A 15,233-nucleotide genomic window follows, 5' to 3' on the forward strand; every position below is an offset into this window, starting at 1 on the left:
CAAAGGGTGACATGGAAAGACTTGTTACTTGAGTTATAGCATGACTTAACCGTGTCTGTAACTGAGATTTTTTTATCTGAAGCAAAATTGAAAATATGCGGTAGTAAACAAAAACGCCTAGAGAGTTATCTAGGCGTTTGCAATTGTTGATTAGTTTTATGATGGCAACTCAGATGTCGTTTCATTTATTGCCGATTGATTTGGCTTATCACTACTAGCAGCAACTGAACTTGGAACCAGTTCTGGCGGTGAATCGAGTAGCTCTTTGATCACATGGTCTACAAAACCGGCACCTGCAGCTTCATACAAGTTATACACAGTATTAACACCAGACTCTTTTAATGACTCGGCATCTTCAGCGTATTGCACAATCGCGCTGATTTTTCCCTCGTAATTAAGCTTTTGCAGTTGTTGCACTGCAAACAAATTACCCGCGTGATGTGGCATTGCCAATAGTACTAACTCTAAGTGTGGCGCCCGTTCAAGCTTGACCCAAAAGTCAGTATCGCTAGCGTCACCTTGCACAACATTACGGCCTTCATTTCGATGAAAATCAACCAATTCTTGTTTGTGTTCAATCCCTAAAATTTCGCCGGTGTATTTGGCGCGTAATTCATCATATGCTCCAGAACCAATACGGCCCATCCCCAAGATCAAAAAGCGTGGATTACCAATACGGATTTGTCTGTCTTCTGGGTGTAATGGGTGGCGTTCGAGTTTGGTTAATTTAGACTGGAAACGCTGATAAATATTACTGACGTTATTATTAAACGGCGCTGCAAATAAAAAACTAATACTTAATGCCACAGCAATAATGATCAGCCATTCTGGTGGTAACCAACCTTTGTGTGCCGCGACTGCTGCTACGATTAAACCAAACTCACTGTAGTTACCTAAGTTAAACGAGGCGAGCAGCGAGGTTCGCGACCGCAGCTTAAAGCGAGTTAGCAGATAGACAAACATCAAAATTTTCACTGGAATTAGCGCAACTAAAATCGCCGCTAAACCAATATCGGCTAAGGTCGGCAATCCATTTAACCCAATAGTTAAGAAAAATGCGACTAAAAATAACTCTTTAAAGAAATAAATAGATTTGGCTAATTCAGATGATTTAGCATGCCCAGCGAGTAAAATACCCACAATCAATGCGCCTAAATCGGGTTTTAAACCGACGGCTTCAAATAACCATGCCCCCACCACTAATGCCATAACAAGGCCAAACAATACCAACATTTCGCCGTGGCCGACCCGATCAAATATTTTATAAATAAGCGGTCTTGCTAGCGGTAGTAATAACAATGCAAATGCCCAAACCGACGGGATGTTACCTTTAGAAATGGTTAAAAATATCACCGCGAAGATGTCTTGCATAATCAAGATACCAATCGCGACTCGGCCATAAAGCGACTGCATATCACCGCTATCTTCAAGCACTTTTACCGCAAATACGGTACTGGAAAAACTTAATGCAAAGGAAATTAGCATCAGTTGATTGAAGCTGTATCCGTCGAGCTGTTCAATGCCTAAAAAGCCCAATAACTTCAGCACTGGCACAAAAAATAGAATCGAACCAATTAAATGTAAGCTTGAACCCGCCCATACTTCGGCTTTAAACAGGCTTTTAAGGTCAAGTTTGAGACCAATAGAAAACAACAATAAGGTGACACCTAAGTCAGCAAGTTGCTGCAAAATAGGTAAGCTAGTGTCTTCAATGCCTAAGGTGAACAATACAAAACCAGCAGCAAGATAACCAATCAGCGGCGGTAAACCCACTCGGCTGACCAGCATTCCGCAAAGTAGGGTGATAATCAGGATAGCGGGTTCCATAAAGCGCCTTGAATGAGGGATACAAAATCTTATTGTATAAGAAAAAAGTTAACTTTCGATGACTTTAATAGCCTAAAAGCAAAAAACAGCATCTTTAGTGGCTAAAGATGCTGATTCACTGCATGTTTTTATATGCTGGTTTGGCTATTAAATTTGGCTATTTAGCTAAAATAGTCAAGGTGATAGTTAGCGTAATAGCCTGTTGAATATAAAGGGTTCAGATAACAAAAAATAGCGTTAGCAAACGCATTATCAATAGCATAAAAAGCAATTATTGCTAATCGATGGTTATCAAATTTATCCAACTTATTGCAATGTTTTTGCTACCCCTCTTTTATCCTAATCCACCCAGCACAACCTGTTGGATAATCATCATAACAAATAACACTAAGCTAATGCCTTGCCAAAATTTAACGGGTTCGCGGTCGATTAAGGGCGGTTTTGTTTGTGTTAAAAATACCTTACTGGGTTGGCGCAAGTCGGCAATAAATTCAGATAATACTTGAGGGCGGTGTAAGGGATTAATTTTTAATGCGCGTTGTAGGGCGTAGTCTACCCAATGTGGAGTGTTGGAGTTATCATCGATTAAAGTTCGGTAAATTAGTTTTCGTTGTGCAGCAATGCTGGTCGCTTGAGCTATCTTTGCGCTATAAGGGAATTTTCCAGATAGCATTTGATAGGTGATAACGGCCAAAGAATAAATATCAGACTGCTGTGTACCAACCTTACCTAAAAAATACTCAGGCGCAGAAAAGCGAATTGTGCCACGCATAGTTTCTTCTGTCGCAATATCAGTAACACCTGCTATGAAGGTCGAACCAAAATCAATAATTTTCACCGTATTAGATTTATCGATCATTATATTGTTTGGTCGCAAATCCTGGTGAATCATTTCTTGTCGATGAAAAGCCTGCAATCCCTTGGCAACTTGTTCAATAATGGCACGTACTTGTTCTAATGTGGGTTTAGGATTGTCTAACATCCATTGATTGAGCGAACAGCCTTCAATATATTCAGAAACAAGGTATAAATAATTACGTTTACGTTTAGGGATAATGGCTTTAGCAACATGGGGATTATTAATTCGTTTTGCTATCCACTCTTCAAGCATAAAACGTTCAAGGTAGTCATTATCATTACAGCCCTCTGTTGAGGGGGTTTTAATCACCACCGTTTGTTGGCTGTCATTATCCCTGGCCAAAAAAACATGACTCCGACTGCTAATATAAATTTCTCGTAGAATATCGTAACCATCAAATACCATCCTTGGTGCTAGTCTTGGCGGCAAAGGCAAGCTAGTCATTTGATGTACTTCATTTAGCTGGTAATCAGGTACATGGTCCACACGCACTATTTGAATGCTTAAGTTGTCATTACTGCCTAAATCTAGCGCTTGTTGAATAATGTTATGAGCGGCAATGTCTAAAGAGTCTGCGGTCGCTATTTGTTGGGTTATTTGCAATCCATTAATAAACTCATAAACACCATCGGTTGCTAAAACGAAAATATCGCCTTGTTCAATAGTGTGGTGTTGGTAATCAATTTCTAAGGTTTGCTCTATGCCAAGGGCACGGGTTAAGTAGGTCACATCTGTTGATAAAATGCGTCGATGATCTTCTGTTAACTGTTCGAGTTGCTGGTCTACTACGCTATAAACGCGTGTATCACCAGAATGAAAAATATGAGCAGAGTTAGATTTAAGGACTAAAGCACTAAAGGTACAAACATAACCTTTATCTTTATCAAAGCGGTACGAGCTATTACGTGTTTGGGCACAAAGCCAAGAATTAATCGATTGTACAACTTTTTGTACCGAGGATTTGACCGACCAAGAATCAGAGGTGCAATAATAATCTTCGAGAAAACAGGATACCGCGGCTTCACTTGCAACTTGACTCACCTTACTTGAACTTATGCCATCAGCCATCGCTAACACAATGCCTTTAGCGCTGAGTAGCGGTTCTTTAGGCACAATACTACCGATGAAATCCTGATTAACAGCTTTTATGCCTTTATTTGTTGCACCGCCAATACTGACGCTAAGCGGTTCACTCATTGTGGTATTTCCTAAGAGTTTAGTCAGCCAATAAAAATGACTTCACAATCAGCATTGTGAAGTCTTAAATCATGGCTGTAAATTTGCCTAACTAATCTTACGTTCAGGTGATGTTTTCACATGTGTGAAGTATAACGGCAAGCCAACCAAACATAGACCACCGACTAAATTGCCTAGTGCAGTTGGCAATTCATTCCATAACAAATAATCAGTAACAGTAAAGTCACCGCCCATGATCATAGAGAATGGAAATAAGAACATGTTGACAATGGAATGCTCAAAACCCATATAGAAGAACAACATAACAGGCATCCACATGGCCGCCATTTTGCTGCCAGCAGAGGTTGAAATCATCGCACCAACAACCCCCATAGAAACCATCCAGTTACACAACATGCCGCGAATAAAAATAGTTATCCAACCCATTAAACCATGTGATTGATAGCCTAAGGTTCGCGATTCACCTATTGTGCTCACCTTTGCAGCTATTGCACCACCATCAGTGGAATAACCATAGGTTAAGATAAAGGACATAAAGAAGGCGGTCATTAGAGCACCGGCAAAATTACCAACAAAAACTAAGCCCCAATTGCGCATAACGCCAGCAAAGGTGACACCTGGACGCTTATCTATAAGCGCTAAAGGGACTAAGGTGAATACTCCCGTTAATAAGTCAAACTTCATTAGGTATAACATAATGAAGCCCACTGGGAATAAAATTGCCCCAGCTAAAGGGCTATCGGTTTTTACGGCCACCGTAATGGCAAATATTGCAGCAAGACCTAAAATAGCGCCCGCCATAAAGGCTCGAATTAACGTATCTTTTGTCGACATGTAAACTTTTTGTTCACCAGCATCGACCATCTTGGTCACAAATTCACTAGGTTCTATATAAGCCATAAATTTTCCTGGTAATTAAAGTTAAAGGTTGATTAGGTATTAAGTTAACATTACTTTTGTAGTAGCAAAAACAGCGCCAGATAAGTAAGTAATTGTTTATATTTGTATTGTTTAAAAAGTGTGTAGCCAATTGTTGTAAACTAATGTGTCTTTTGCACCATGAGTGATCACCACGCTTTGTAAGGTAAAAATTTACCGTTTAAGGTTAAAATTACGCGGTCGCCCTTAGGGTTTTCTTCTTTATCTACCGACATGGAGAAATCGATAGCACTCATAATTCCGTCACCAAATTTTTCTTGAATCACTTCTTTTAGGGTATCTCCATAAACACCCACCACTTCGTATAATCGATAAATGAGTGGATCTTGTGGAATAGCTTGGTCCCATTCTTTTGTTGGGTACTCCATCAATATTTTTTTTGCTTCAATGGGCAAACCAATAAACTCAACCAGTTTTGTCGCACACTCTTCAGAACAACTGTTCATACCTAAGCAAGCTGATGTTGCCCAAACCATTGACATGCCAACGGCGTCAGCAATGCTTTCCCAGGTGAGATCTTTTTCTTTTTTAATGGCAAATATAGCTTCGGTCACATCTAGTTTATTCATGTCTTTCTCCACGTTAGTTAATACCAATCAATTTTGAATTTCCGGATGAATCTGTGCGCTGAATTGGTGCGAATATACTGAGTAGTGCACAATTAAGACGAGTTAATGATTCTGGTTAATTCGATTTGTATTTAACATTGCGAGAACTATGCCAATCAATTTGTTTTTTTAATGCATTGTAATTTAATGATTTTTTATTTTTACTACTATTTACGTGATAACGATTTTTCGTTGATAACGATTTGTCGTTGCAGTTGTAACGATTTTTCGTGGTATGGCGCGATTATTGTATTCAGTCATCACTCCTGATTGTGAATGATTAAAATACAAAAAGAAGTTGTTATGTTAAATAACCTGTTTCTGAATGCCCCAAGTGCAATGATATTAGTTGATCCATTAAATAATAAAGTGCTGCAAGCCAATCTGCAGGCGATATCTTTATTTACGTTAAATAAAGGCAATTTATCTGATTATGCTGCAACAGAACTTTTTCCAAAGTGTGTTGATAAGCTTATTAATTTTACTCAAGAAATATTGGATCATGGCGCTGCTTGGTCGAGCGAATTAAGTATTCTTATCGAAAATGAAGTAACGTATTTAGATGTTGATGCGGTAAAAATAGAAGACAATATTTTACTAAATTGTCAAAATAGCAAGGTGACATTTGCCCGTCATTATCAGTCTATATGCGAAGCAAACTATCGAGCAGGTTTTGACCATTGGAATAAAAATGAAACCATTTTCGAAGAAATAGAAAGACAAAATCAGCTATTGTTAAAAGCAGTAGGAGATGGCATTTATGGCGTAGACGCTCAAGGTAATACGACTTTTGTGAATGAAGCCGCCGAAAAAATATTAGGCTGGGGTAAATCAGAATTAACCGGTAAAAATATGCATCAGGTTATTCACCATTCCCACCTTGATGGCAGCCAATACCATGCACAAGATTGCCCCATTTATGCTGCTTTTAATGATGGAGCGATACACAGTGTTGATATCGAATTTTTTTGGACTAAAGCGGGAACAGCCATCCCGGTTGAATATACCAGCACACCGTTGACTGATAATGGCCGATTAATTGGCGCAGTTGTTGTTTTTCGTGATATTACCGAACGTAAGAAAATTCAAAATGAATTGATCAATGCATTGGAACAAGTTGATGCACTAAAGCGGCGCCTAGAAATGGAAAAAGCCTATTTATTAGAAGAGCTTAATGCTGATTTTAATCATCATCAAATTATTGGACAAAGTACCAAAGTAAAACACATGGTGCATCAAATTGAGTTGGTGGGCCCTACCAATGCTAACGTATTAATTATTGGAGAATCCGGTACAGGTAAAGAATTGATTGCCCGTGCATTGCATGAAGTCAGCGCACGTAAAGCGAGGCCATTAATTAGAGTCAATTGTGCTGCCATTCCTGCTGAACTATTTGAGAGTGAATTTTTTGGACATGTTAAAGGGGCTTTCTCAGGGGCAATATCAGATAGAGTCGGCCGTTTTGAACTTGCTGATGGCGCCACTATATTTTTAGATGAAGTCGGTGAAATTCCATTACAACTGCAAGGCAAGTTATTAAGAGTATTACAAGAACAACAATTTGAACGAGTGGGCGAGTCGATAACACGTAATGTGGATATTAGAGTGATATCGGCAACCAATAAAGATTTAAAAAAACTAGTAGAGCAAAACAAATTCCGAGAAGATTTATACTACCGACTAAACGTTATCCCACTGCAGTCACCGCCTTTACGTGAACGTATTGATGACTTACCTTTACTCGTAAAGCATTTTCTCGATAAAGTCTGTCGACGTGTAAACCAACCACAACCAACAATCACGTTAGGTCAAATGCAAATTTTGCAGCAATATACTTGGCCCGGCAATATACGAGAACTCGAAAACATTATTGAGCGACAAATTATTTTAGCCAATAGTGACAAAGTTAATTTTGATTTTTTAATTACTCAAAGTACCGCTCTAACAGTCAACAGCAAAAGATCCCTAATTCATAACACAAGTGATAATACTGCTATTAACTCACCTAACCAATCGCAGTTATTCAGTGCCCAACAACATAAGTTGATGGAAAAGCAGAATTTAGTGAACGCGTTAATTCACTGCAAAGGCAAAATATATGCTAATGATGGCGCGGCTCAACTATTAGGGTTAAAACCAACAACATTAACATCAAAATTAAAACGCTATGACATTAATCGACAAAACTATATTGGCTAATTAAGCTCATTAATCAAAGGCTGATTTATTATCTTTAATGTATTCAATGTCGATTTTATTTAGGTTGTCTTTGGTTGTTGGTTTTGATGGGGGAGAGCCTAAAAATATCGCTATTTGAATAGAGTGGTGCATGAGAGTACGTAATCAGATTACTGCAATACGCGGACGGCATTAGCGGACTATATCAGGCCGCTAATGCCTTGGTTTACGTTACTTTGCTAACAGTATATCTAAATGAGCAGCAAAGTCTTTTGGTCCCATAAAGCCGGTAACCCGCAAGTCTTCACGCTGCTCACCGTCGCTATTAAACATTAATAATGTCGGTAAACCTAACACGCCATAATGTTCTAAAAGGGTGATATCAATGTCATCGCTGGCAGTCACGTCAGCTTGCAATAACACCATTTGGTTCATACGCGTTTCCACGTCGGCATTTTTAAAGGTAATGGCTTCAAATTCTTTACAGGCCACACACCAGTCGGCGTATAAATCTAACATCACCGTTTTACCGCTAATACTGGCTTTATCCAATTCAACTTCTAAGTCTTCCAGCGACTTAATACGGATAAAGTGATTGGCTTCGATGTTGGTTTTGCCATCAATACTGGTTTGGGTCATATTTGAGGATTGATGACCAAAGCTGCTCATCAATGCTTGGAAACCATATGAGAAACTTGCCATCAAAGCCAGTAATAACAACACCCCACGGGTGCTTTGTTTCCAGTTAAATGCTGACAACCTATTTTGATGCATTAAGTAAGCGATTAAGCTTATTGCCCATACTGACCAAAGTAAATCGGACACTAAACCAGGCCAAATACGACCAATCATTACAATAGAAACTGAAATCAACAAGAAGCCAAAGATGGTTTTAATAATGTCCATCCACGCTCCTGCGCGCGGTAAGATTTTGCCACCCGAAGTCCCAATCACTAATAACGGTAAACCCATGCCCATGCTGAGTACATACAGTGCTAAAAAGCCTTGCAGTAAGTCGCCAGACTGTGCCACGTAAATCAGCACGCCAGATAACGGCGCCGTGGTACAAGGCGAAGCGACTAAACCTGAAATCACCCCCATCATAAACACACCAATAAGGTTGCCACCTTTTTGATTGTTCGACATCGAGTTCATTTTTTCTTGCCACTTCGATGGCAGCTTTAAATCGTACATGCCAAACATCGATAAGCTCAGCAGCACAAACATCACCGCCAAGAAAATCAAAATAGCAGGGTGTTGTAATGCCGCTTGAAACTTAAGTCCGGCAGAGGCAACCACTAATCCTAATAATGAATAGGTAATGGCCATGCCTTGCACGTAGGCCATTGATAGGGTGAAGGCTTTAGCGGTAGAGAGTTTCTTGCCTTGACCAACAATAATGCCCGACAAAATAGGGTACATCGGAAACACACACGGTGTTAATGCTAAGCCAATACCTAAACCAAAGAAAATAACTAAAGTCCATAATAGGCTATCGTTTTGGAGCATTTGGTTTAACGTGTCTTGCTGAGTAATCGGTGCCGCTGGTGCATCGGTTGCCGTTGTTGATGCTTGCGTATCATCAGGTGCGCCAATCACTTTTTTACTGCTTAACGTGCCGTCATTTGCTTCAATCGCTGCTAACGTTACATCGTGCTTGGTTGGCGGATAACACAAGGTACCTTCTGCACAACCCATAAAGGTGACATGAAATACCGCATCGGCTTGCGCTTCTTTAAACGCAATAGGGATTTCAACAAACGAGTAAAACACCTCTTGGTCGCCAAAGTATTCGTCATGATGGTTTTTACCATGAGGTAATTCAATATCACCAATCACCGCACCGTCGACCGAAAACTGCAGCTTGTCGCGATATAAATAATAGCCCTCTGCAATCACAAAATTGATTTTGAGCTGATTACCTTGTTGTTGGTAATCAAACACAAAAGCATCGTTAACCTTCATTAACTCAGGTTCGCTGCTTAAAAAGCTAAATTTATTACTCAACACATTAGCGCTGTGTGCTGCTGGCGCGAGTATCATTGATGACATCATTAACAATGATGTCAGGCATATGGCGACGAGTTTTTTCATGATGGTGAGTTGTCTTTTATCCATTGTAAATAAGGGCCAAAACCACCGGTAATTGGAGTGGCAATGAATTCTGGTACTTCATAAGGATGCATTGTGATCACGAGCTGTTCAATTGCATGGTAATCAATTGCCATGCATTTTATCTGTATTGGCACTTCGTGTGACTGACAAATGTTATTGTCCCAATAATAAATTGACTCAACGGCTTGGCCTATTTGTACACATGCCGCTAACTTTGCCTCTACTAATGCAGTCGCAATACTGGCTGCAATGTCAGCATCTGGGCAAGTGGTTAATATAAGTAGCAGTTCAGGTTTATACATAAGTTGTCTTAAAGTTTACTTAAGCTAATGCTGTTATCATGCACAAGGTCATCACAGTACGCTTTTTTAAACGCATTTTCATTAAACTGAGGTGATATTCGTGACGCGTCTTGAAAAGAGACCCGTTCACCCCCATTTAAGTTTCATCGGCAACAGTTTTTTTACAGGTCGCCACTCTGTTATCTTATAAGTCGTCACTCTATCAAAAAGCGATCCTTAGAGGCCAATATGTTTTTTATTTTATTGTTAATATTTGTTTTAATACCGGTTATTGAACTCAATGTACTCATTGAAGTTGCCAGCTCAATTGGTTCATGGACCACAGTCGCGTTAGTGTTATTTACCGCGGTTGTTGGAGTGTCATTGGTACGCAGCCAAGGCCTAAGTACTTTAATGAGCGTGCAACAAAAATTAGCCCGAGGTGAAGCACCAGGGCAAGAAATTGTTGAAGGTATGATGTTGGCTGCCGCTGGGGTGTTATTGCTTATTCCTGGTTTTGTTACCGACTTTATTGGCTTAATTTTATTAACCCCATTTACCCGCGCTCCTATCGCGGCGTTTTTATATAAACGTATGCAACTTCGTGTTGTGGCTAATGGTGGTATTCCCCCTGGCTTTGGTGGCGGACAAAGTCCTTTTGGACAGTCCGGTCCATTTGCAGGGCAAAAGCCATTTGATCAACAGGGCAACACTTTCGACGGTGATTTTGAACATAAAAATGATCGTCCACGTAGCCATCAAATTGAAGTAGTTGATCTTGATGATGACATTAACAATGATCGTGATGATGACATTAAAGATAAGCGCCATGACGACAATCGCGACGATATTATAGATGTAGAGCCTATTAAGCCCAAAGATGACGACAAGCCGTCTTAATACGCACCATTTATGACACCATCTTAATACACATTATGGTAATACCAGCTTATTTAACAAGACCAAGTTTGATCTGTGATTTGCCGTGATGTGTAGAGCGTGTTTTGTTAAGCGCCGCGTTTAGTGCTTGATCAAATATAACGTAAACAGCCGACTAATGCAGATGCATTACTTGGCTGTTTTTGTTTTTGCGCCTGTCTCGGAATTGGCTTGCCGCTGGAGTTGCTTATCTTGCTGAGCACCAAACCAAAATGCACTGATGATACTTAATCCCCAGTTGGCTAAAAATATCCAAGTGAGTATCGGCATGGTTGAGCTACTGTCGATGGCAACGTTGGATACCGCAGCATAAATGGAGGTTAAATCGTTGCCGATATTGCCTGCTAAAATTTGCTCCGCAATCACTTGTGCACGGCTAATAATTTGATCCATTATCACCAAAATACACACCATACTGACACTGATAAATCCCCAGCCGAGTAGCTTTTTACCCAACCAAATCTGGCCACTGCCAGGGCAAACAATGCCAGAGAGCATGGCGGCGTAAATGGATTTTTTCATGTTAAACCAAGATTTATTGCAAGTAATATAGTGTTATTAATCGACTGACACAGATTAAAAAGCAAGTGTGGCTGCCATTATTAACACAGTTTAATATTCGCCAAGGCGAGAGGTTGGTTTATTAGTGTCGTCTTGCTCGCCGTCAGTGGCTAATGAGTTATCTGAACAAGGCACCGTGTGCTTAATCTCTTTTGGCTCACTAATTTGAGTAGCCAGGTAATAACAAGCTATCCCCATCAATGTATTCGCAATGGGTAACGCCAATAAAATCCCTTTCACTCCGCCAACATACGAGCCTAGCGCCGCCAGCGGTAACATTAATAACATTAAGCGGCACAAGTTAATCACCAGTGAACTCAACGGCCTATGGTAAGCGTTTAAGCTAGTGGCAACCATAATAACAATGGCAAGTGGCCCATAAGAGGCAGGCAACACCATAATATAAAAACTCAGCCACTCTATAACCAGTGGGTCGTGAGTAAACAGTCTTGCGATAGGTTCGGCATAAAAATACAGCGGAATAAACAAGATTGTTTGAAATACAAAAGCAAATCGCAACGACATCAATAAGGCTTTTTTGGCGCGTTCAGGTTGGCTGGCACCTAGGTTTTGGGCAATAAACGGCATTAAACTCGACGACAGCGCCATCACCACAATCAATAATACCGACTCAAGCCTAATTCCGGCGCCAAAGGCAGCCACACCCGCATGATCAATCCGTGCCAACATGGCCATTATAATGCCGTTGGCAATAGGATTTATTACATTCATTAACGCCGCTGGGCGGGCGATATGGGATAAGACTTTCCAATGTAAAATTAATCGACCCACATCAAACTCAGCAAACTGAACCAGTTTACGTTTGACAATAATCAAGTGGCCAGCAAATGACATTGCCACTACCCAAGAGAGTGTGGTCGCAATAGCAGCGCCTTGAATTTCTAAACGCGGAAAAGGGCCAATGCCGAAGATAAGTAACGGGTCGAGAACCAGGTTTATAATGGCGGCCAGCATCATAATTTTAGCCGGCGAGTGAGTGTCACCTGTGGCACGTAATGCTTGATTACCCACCATTAATAGCACCAAGGCAGGCGCACCTAAATACCAGTACCACATGTAGTCATTAATTAATGGCAAGCTGGCACCGTTAGCACCAAGCAAACTAAAAATAGGTTCAATAAACACACAGCCGAGTATCGACAAGCCCCAAATAATAAGCAGTGTCATGCACAAGGCATCAAATAAAAACACTCTGGATTCGGGCGCATGCCCAGATCCAATCAAACGACCAAGATTGGTAGACACACCCGCGCCAATGCCAATGCCGATACTGGTAATCACTAAGGTTACCGGAAACGTAAAGCTCACTGCTGCCAGTGCATCTGTACCCAACTGGCTAATAAAAAAAATGTCCACCAGACTGCCACCTAGAATGGTCATAATCCCAATCAGGTTAGGCAAAGTCATGTTAAGCAGTACACGACCAATAGGTGCGCTGAGCAACCCGTGTCTGTCTTTCATCTATTCTCAAACGTTTGGTGTTTCAAAGGAGCCGAATTCTATCAGGATTAGCATTGCTTTAATAAAACAGACGTAAAAAAAGTGCAATTATTTTTAAAATTCCCCTTGGATCTGTGACCAGTCACCCCCATATCACATGCATCAAGGGGGAAACCCTTATTTGTTAGTCAATAGCCTCGCTTTTTGGGCATCAAATCATTAGGAGAGTTCATAGATGAATATTCGTCCATTACATGACCGCGTTATCGTTAAACGCTTAGAAGTTGAATCTAAATCTGCAGGCGGTATCGTGCTTACAGGCAGCGCAGCAGAAAAATCAACTCGCGGTAAAATCCTTGCAGTAGGCAACGGTCGTATCTCAGAAAATGGCACAGTTACACCACTTGACGTTAAAGTGGGCGACGTAGTGATCTTCAATGAAGGTTACGGCGTGAAGAAAGAAAAAATTGACGGTGAAGAAGTGTTAATCCTGTCAGAAGCTGACCTGATGGCAGTCGTAGGCTAAGCCTCACGCATCAATCGACTTTCCAATTAATCATTAAATTTAAAGGAACATCAAAAAATGGCAGCAAAAGAAGTCTTATTTGGTAACGACGCACGCGTAAAAATGCTTGCAGGCGTTAACATCCTAGCCAACGCAGTTAAAGTAACCTTAGGCCCTAAAGGTCGTAACGTTGTTTTAGATAAAAGCTTTGGTTCGCCAATGATCACCAAAGATGGTGTGTCAGTTGCTAAAGAAATCGAACTAACAGACAAGTTCGAAAACATGGGCGCACAAATGGTTAAAGAAGTTGCTTCTAAAGCCAATGATGCTGCCGGTGACGGTACCACTACTGCAACAGTATTAGCACAAGCTATTGTTGTTGAAGGCCTAAAAGCAGTTGCAGCGGGTATGAACCCAATGGACCTTAAGCGCGGTATCGACAAAGCCGTTATCGCAGCCGTTGCTGAACTTAAACTACTTTCTCAAGAATGTTCAGACACTAAAGCGATTGCTCAAGTAGGTACAATTTCTGCTAACTCTGACGAGTCAATCGGCGACATCATTGCAACCGCAATGGAAAAAGTCGGTAAAGAAGGCGTTATCACCGTTGAAGAAGGCCAAGCGCTTGAAAACGAATTAGACGTTGTTGAAGGTATGCAGTTTGACCGTGGTTACTTATCACCATACTTCATCAACAAGCCAGAAACTGGCAGCATTGAATTAGACAGCCCATTCATTTTATTAGTAGACAAAAAAGTTTCTAATATCCGTGAATTGTTGCCAATCCTTGAAGGTCTAGCTAAAACAGGTAAGCCATTGCTTATCGTCGCAGAAGACGTTGAAGGCGAAGCTTTAGCGACACTCGTTGTGAACAACATGCGTGGCATCGTTAAAGTGGCTGCTGTTAAAGCTCCTGGTTTTGGCGACCGTCGTAAAGCAATGCTTCAAGACGTTGCTATCCTAACTGGCGGTACTGTTATCGCTGAAGAAATCGGTCTAGAACTTGAAAAAGCCACTCTAGAAGATTTAGGTACAGCTAAGCGCGTAATCATCACTAAAGATAACACTACAATCATCGATGGTAGTGGCGACCAAGTGCAAATTTCTGCACGTGTTTCGCAAATCAAACAACAAGTTGAAGACTCAACTTCAGACTACGACAAAGAAAAGCTACAAGAGCGTATGGCTAAATTAGCTGGCGGTGTTGCAGTCATCAAAGTTGGCGCAGCAACAGAAGTTGAAATGAAAGAGAAAAAAGCGCGCGTAGAAGATGCATTGCATGCAACTCGCGCAGCGGTTGAAGAAGGTGTGGTCGCCGGTGGTGGTGTTGCCCTTGTTCGCGTAGCAAGCATGATCAAAGACATTGACGTGTTAAACGAAGACCAAAAGCACGGTGTGGTTATTGCCCTACGCGCTATGGAAGCGCCTTTACGTCAAATAGCAACTAACGCTGGTCAAGAAGCCTCAGTTGTCGCTAACACTGTTAAAAACGGCACAGGTAACTTCGGTTACAACGCCGGTAACGACACTTACGGTGACATGTTAGAGATGGGTATCCTAGACCCAACTAAAGTGACTCGTAGCGCGCTACAATTCGCCGCATCTATTGCTGGTCTTATGATCACTACCGAAGCGATGATTGCTGATGTACCACAAGATTCTGCACCAGATATGGGCGGAATGGGTGGTATGGGCGGAATGGGCGGCATGATGTAATCTAGCTTGTCTAAATCGGTGATAACTGCGTTGCTTCACCACTCGTT

Annotated in this window: 12 protein-coding genes; 4 read left to right on the forward strand and 8 right to left on the reverse strand. The window is 41.1% G+C overall.

What is annotated here, in order from left to right; all coding sequences use genetic code 11:
• Nucleotides 1–156: 156 nt before the first annotated feature.
• From H5125_RS06355 to cynS, 4 genes are all read right to left on the reverse strand, one after another.
• On the reverse strand, nucleotides 157–1,827 hold the full coding sequence (locus tag H5125_RS06355; RefSeq protein WP_162024018.1) for a cation:proton antiporter family protein: 1,671 nt from the start codon (nucleotides 1,825–1,827) through the stop codon (nucleotides 157–159).
• A gap of 334 nt (nucleotides 1,828–2,161) precedes the next feature.
• Complete coding sequence (locus H5125_RS06360; RefSeq protein WP_182743799.1) at nucleotides 2,162–3,883, reverse strand: bifunctional protein-serine/threonine kinase/phosphatase; 1,722 nt, start codon at nucleotides 3,881–3,883, stop codon at nucleotides 2,162–2,164.
• Between the two features lie 87 nt (nucleotides 3,884–3,970).
• On the reverse strand, nucleotides 3,971–4,783 hold the full coding sequence (locus H5125_RS06365; RefSeq protein WP_182743800.1) for a formate/nitrite transporter family protein: 813 nt from the start codon (nucleotides 4,781–4,783) through the stop codon (nucleotides 3,971–3,973).
• Between the two features lie 167 nt (nucleotides 4,784–4,950).
• Nucleotides 4,951–5,391, reverse strand: a complete 441-nt coding sequence (gene cynS, locus H5125_RS06370; RefSeq protein ID WP_182743801.1) for a cyanase — start codon at nucleotides 5,389–5,391, stop codon at nucleotides 4,951–4,953.
• A gap of 342 nt (nucleotides 5,392–5,733) precedes the next feature.
• Between cynS and H5125_RS06375 the strand changes: the two genes are divergently transcribed.
• A complete protein-coding gene (locus tag H5125_RS06375; protein ID WP_182743802.1) occupies nucleotides 5,734–7,629 on the forward strand; it encodes a sigma-54-dependent Fis family transcriptional regulator in 1,896 nt (631 codons plus the stop codon).
• Nucleotides 7,630–7,839: 210 nt separating this feature from the next.
• Here H5125_RS06375 and H5125_RS06380 read toward each other — a convergent pair whose 3' ends face one another.
• The gene (locus H5125_RS06380) at nucleotides 7,840–9,702 is read right to left on the reverse strand and encodes a protein-disulfide reductase DsbD (protein WP_182743838.1); all 1,863 of its coding nucleotides are present in this window, start codon (nucleotides 9,700–9,702) and stop codon (nucleotides 7,840–7,842) included.
• The gene (gene cutA, locus H5125_RS06385) at nucleotides 9,699–10,025 is read right to left on the reverse strand and encodes a divalent-cation tolerance protein CutA (RefSeq protein WP_162024017.1); all 327 of its coding nucleotides are present in this window, start codon (nucleotides 10,023–10,025) and stop codon (nucleotides 9,699–9,701) included. Before cutA ends, H5125_RS06380 begins: the two co-directional genes overlap by 4 nt.
• Nucleotides 10,026–10,253: 228 nt before the next feature.
• On the opposite strand from cutA, the gene H5125_RS06390 reads away from it, so the two are divergent.
• Nucleotides 10,254–10,904, forward strand: coding sequence for an FxsA family protein (locus tag H5125_RS06390; RefSeq protein WP_162024016.1), 651 nt, complete (start codon nucleotides 10,254–10,256; stop codon nucleotides 10,902–10,904).
• A gap of 168 nt (nucleotides 10,905–11,072) precedes the next feature.
• Here the strand turns inward: H5125_RS06390 and H5125_RS06395 are convergent, their stop codons facing one another.
• The gene (locus H5125_RS06395; RefSeq protein ID WP_182743803.1) at nucleotides 11,073–11,465 is read right to left on the reverse strand and encodes a hypothetical protein; all 393 of its coding nucleotides are present in this window, start codon (nucleotides 11,463–11,465) and stop codon (nucleotides 11,073–11,075) included.
• Nucleotides 11,466–11,555: 90 nt separating this feature from the next.
• Nucleotides 11,556–12,986: an MATE family efflux transporter gene (locus H5125_RS06400; RefSeq protein ID WP_182743804.1), complete on the reverse strand. Its 1,431-nt coding sequence runs from the start codon at nucleotides 12,984–12,986 to the stop codon at nucleotides 11,556–11,558.
• A 214-nt stretch (nucleotides 12,987–13,200) separates the two neighbouring features.
• On the opposite strand from H5125_RS06400, the gene H5125_RS06405 reads away from it, so the two are divergent.
• Both H5125_RS06405 and groL read left to right on the forward strand, forming a co-directional pair.
• On the forward strand, nucleotides 13,201–13,491 hold the full coding sequence (locus H5125_RS06405) for a co-chaperone GroES (RefSeq protein WP_011639076.1): 291 nt from the start codon (nucleotides 13,201–13,203) through the stop codon (nucleotides 13,489–13,491).
• Between the two features lie 57 nt (nucleotides 13,492–13,548).
• A complete protein-coding gene (gene groL, locus H5125_RS06410) occupies nucleotides 13,549–15,186 on the forward strand; it encodes a chaperonin GroEL (protein WP_101085014.1) in 1,638 nt (545 codons plus the stop codon).
• Nucleotides 15,187–15,233: the final 47 nt, after the last annotated feature.

The sequence above is a fragment of the Shewanella sp. SR44-4 genome (genome assembly GCF_014163715.1).
GTDB lineage: Bacteria > Pseudomonadota > Gammaproteobacteria > Enterobacterales > Shewanellaceae > Shewanella.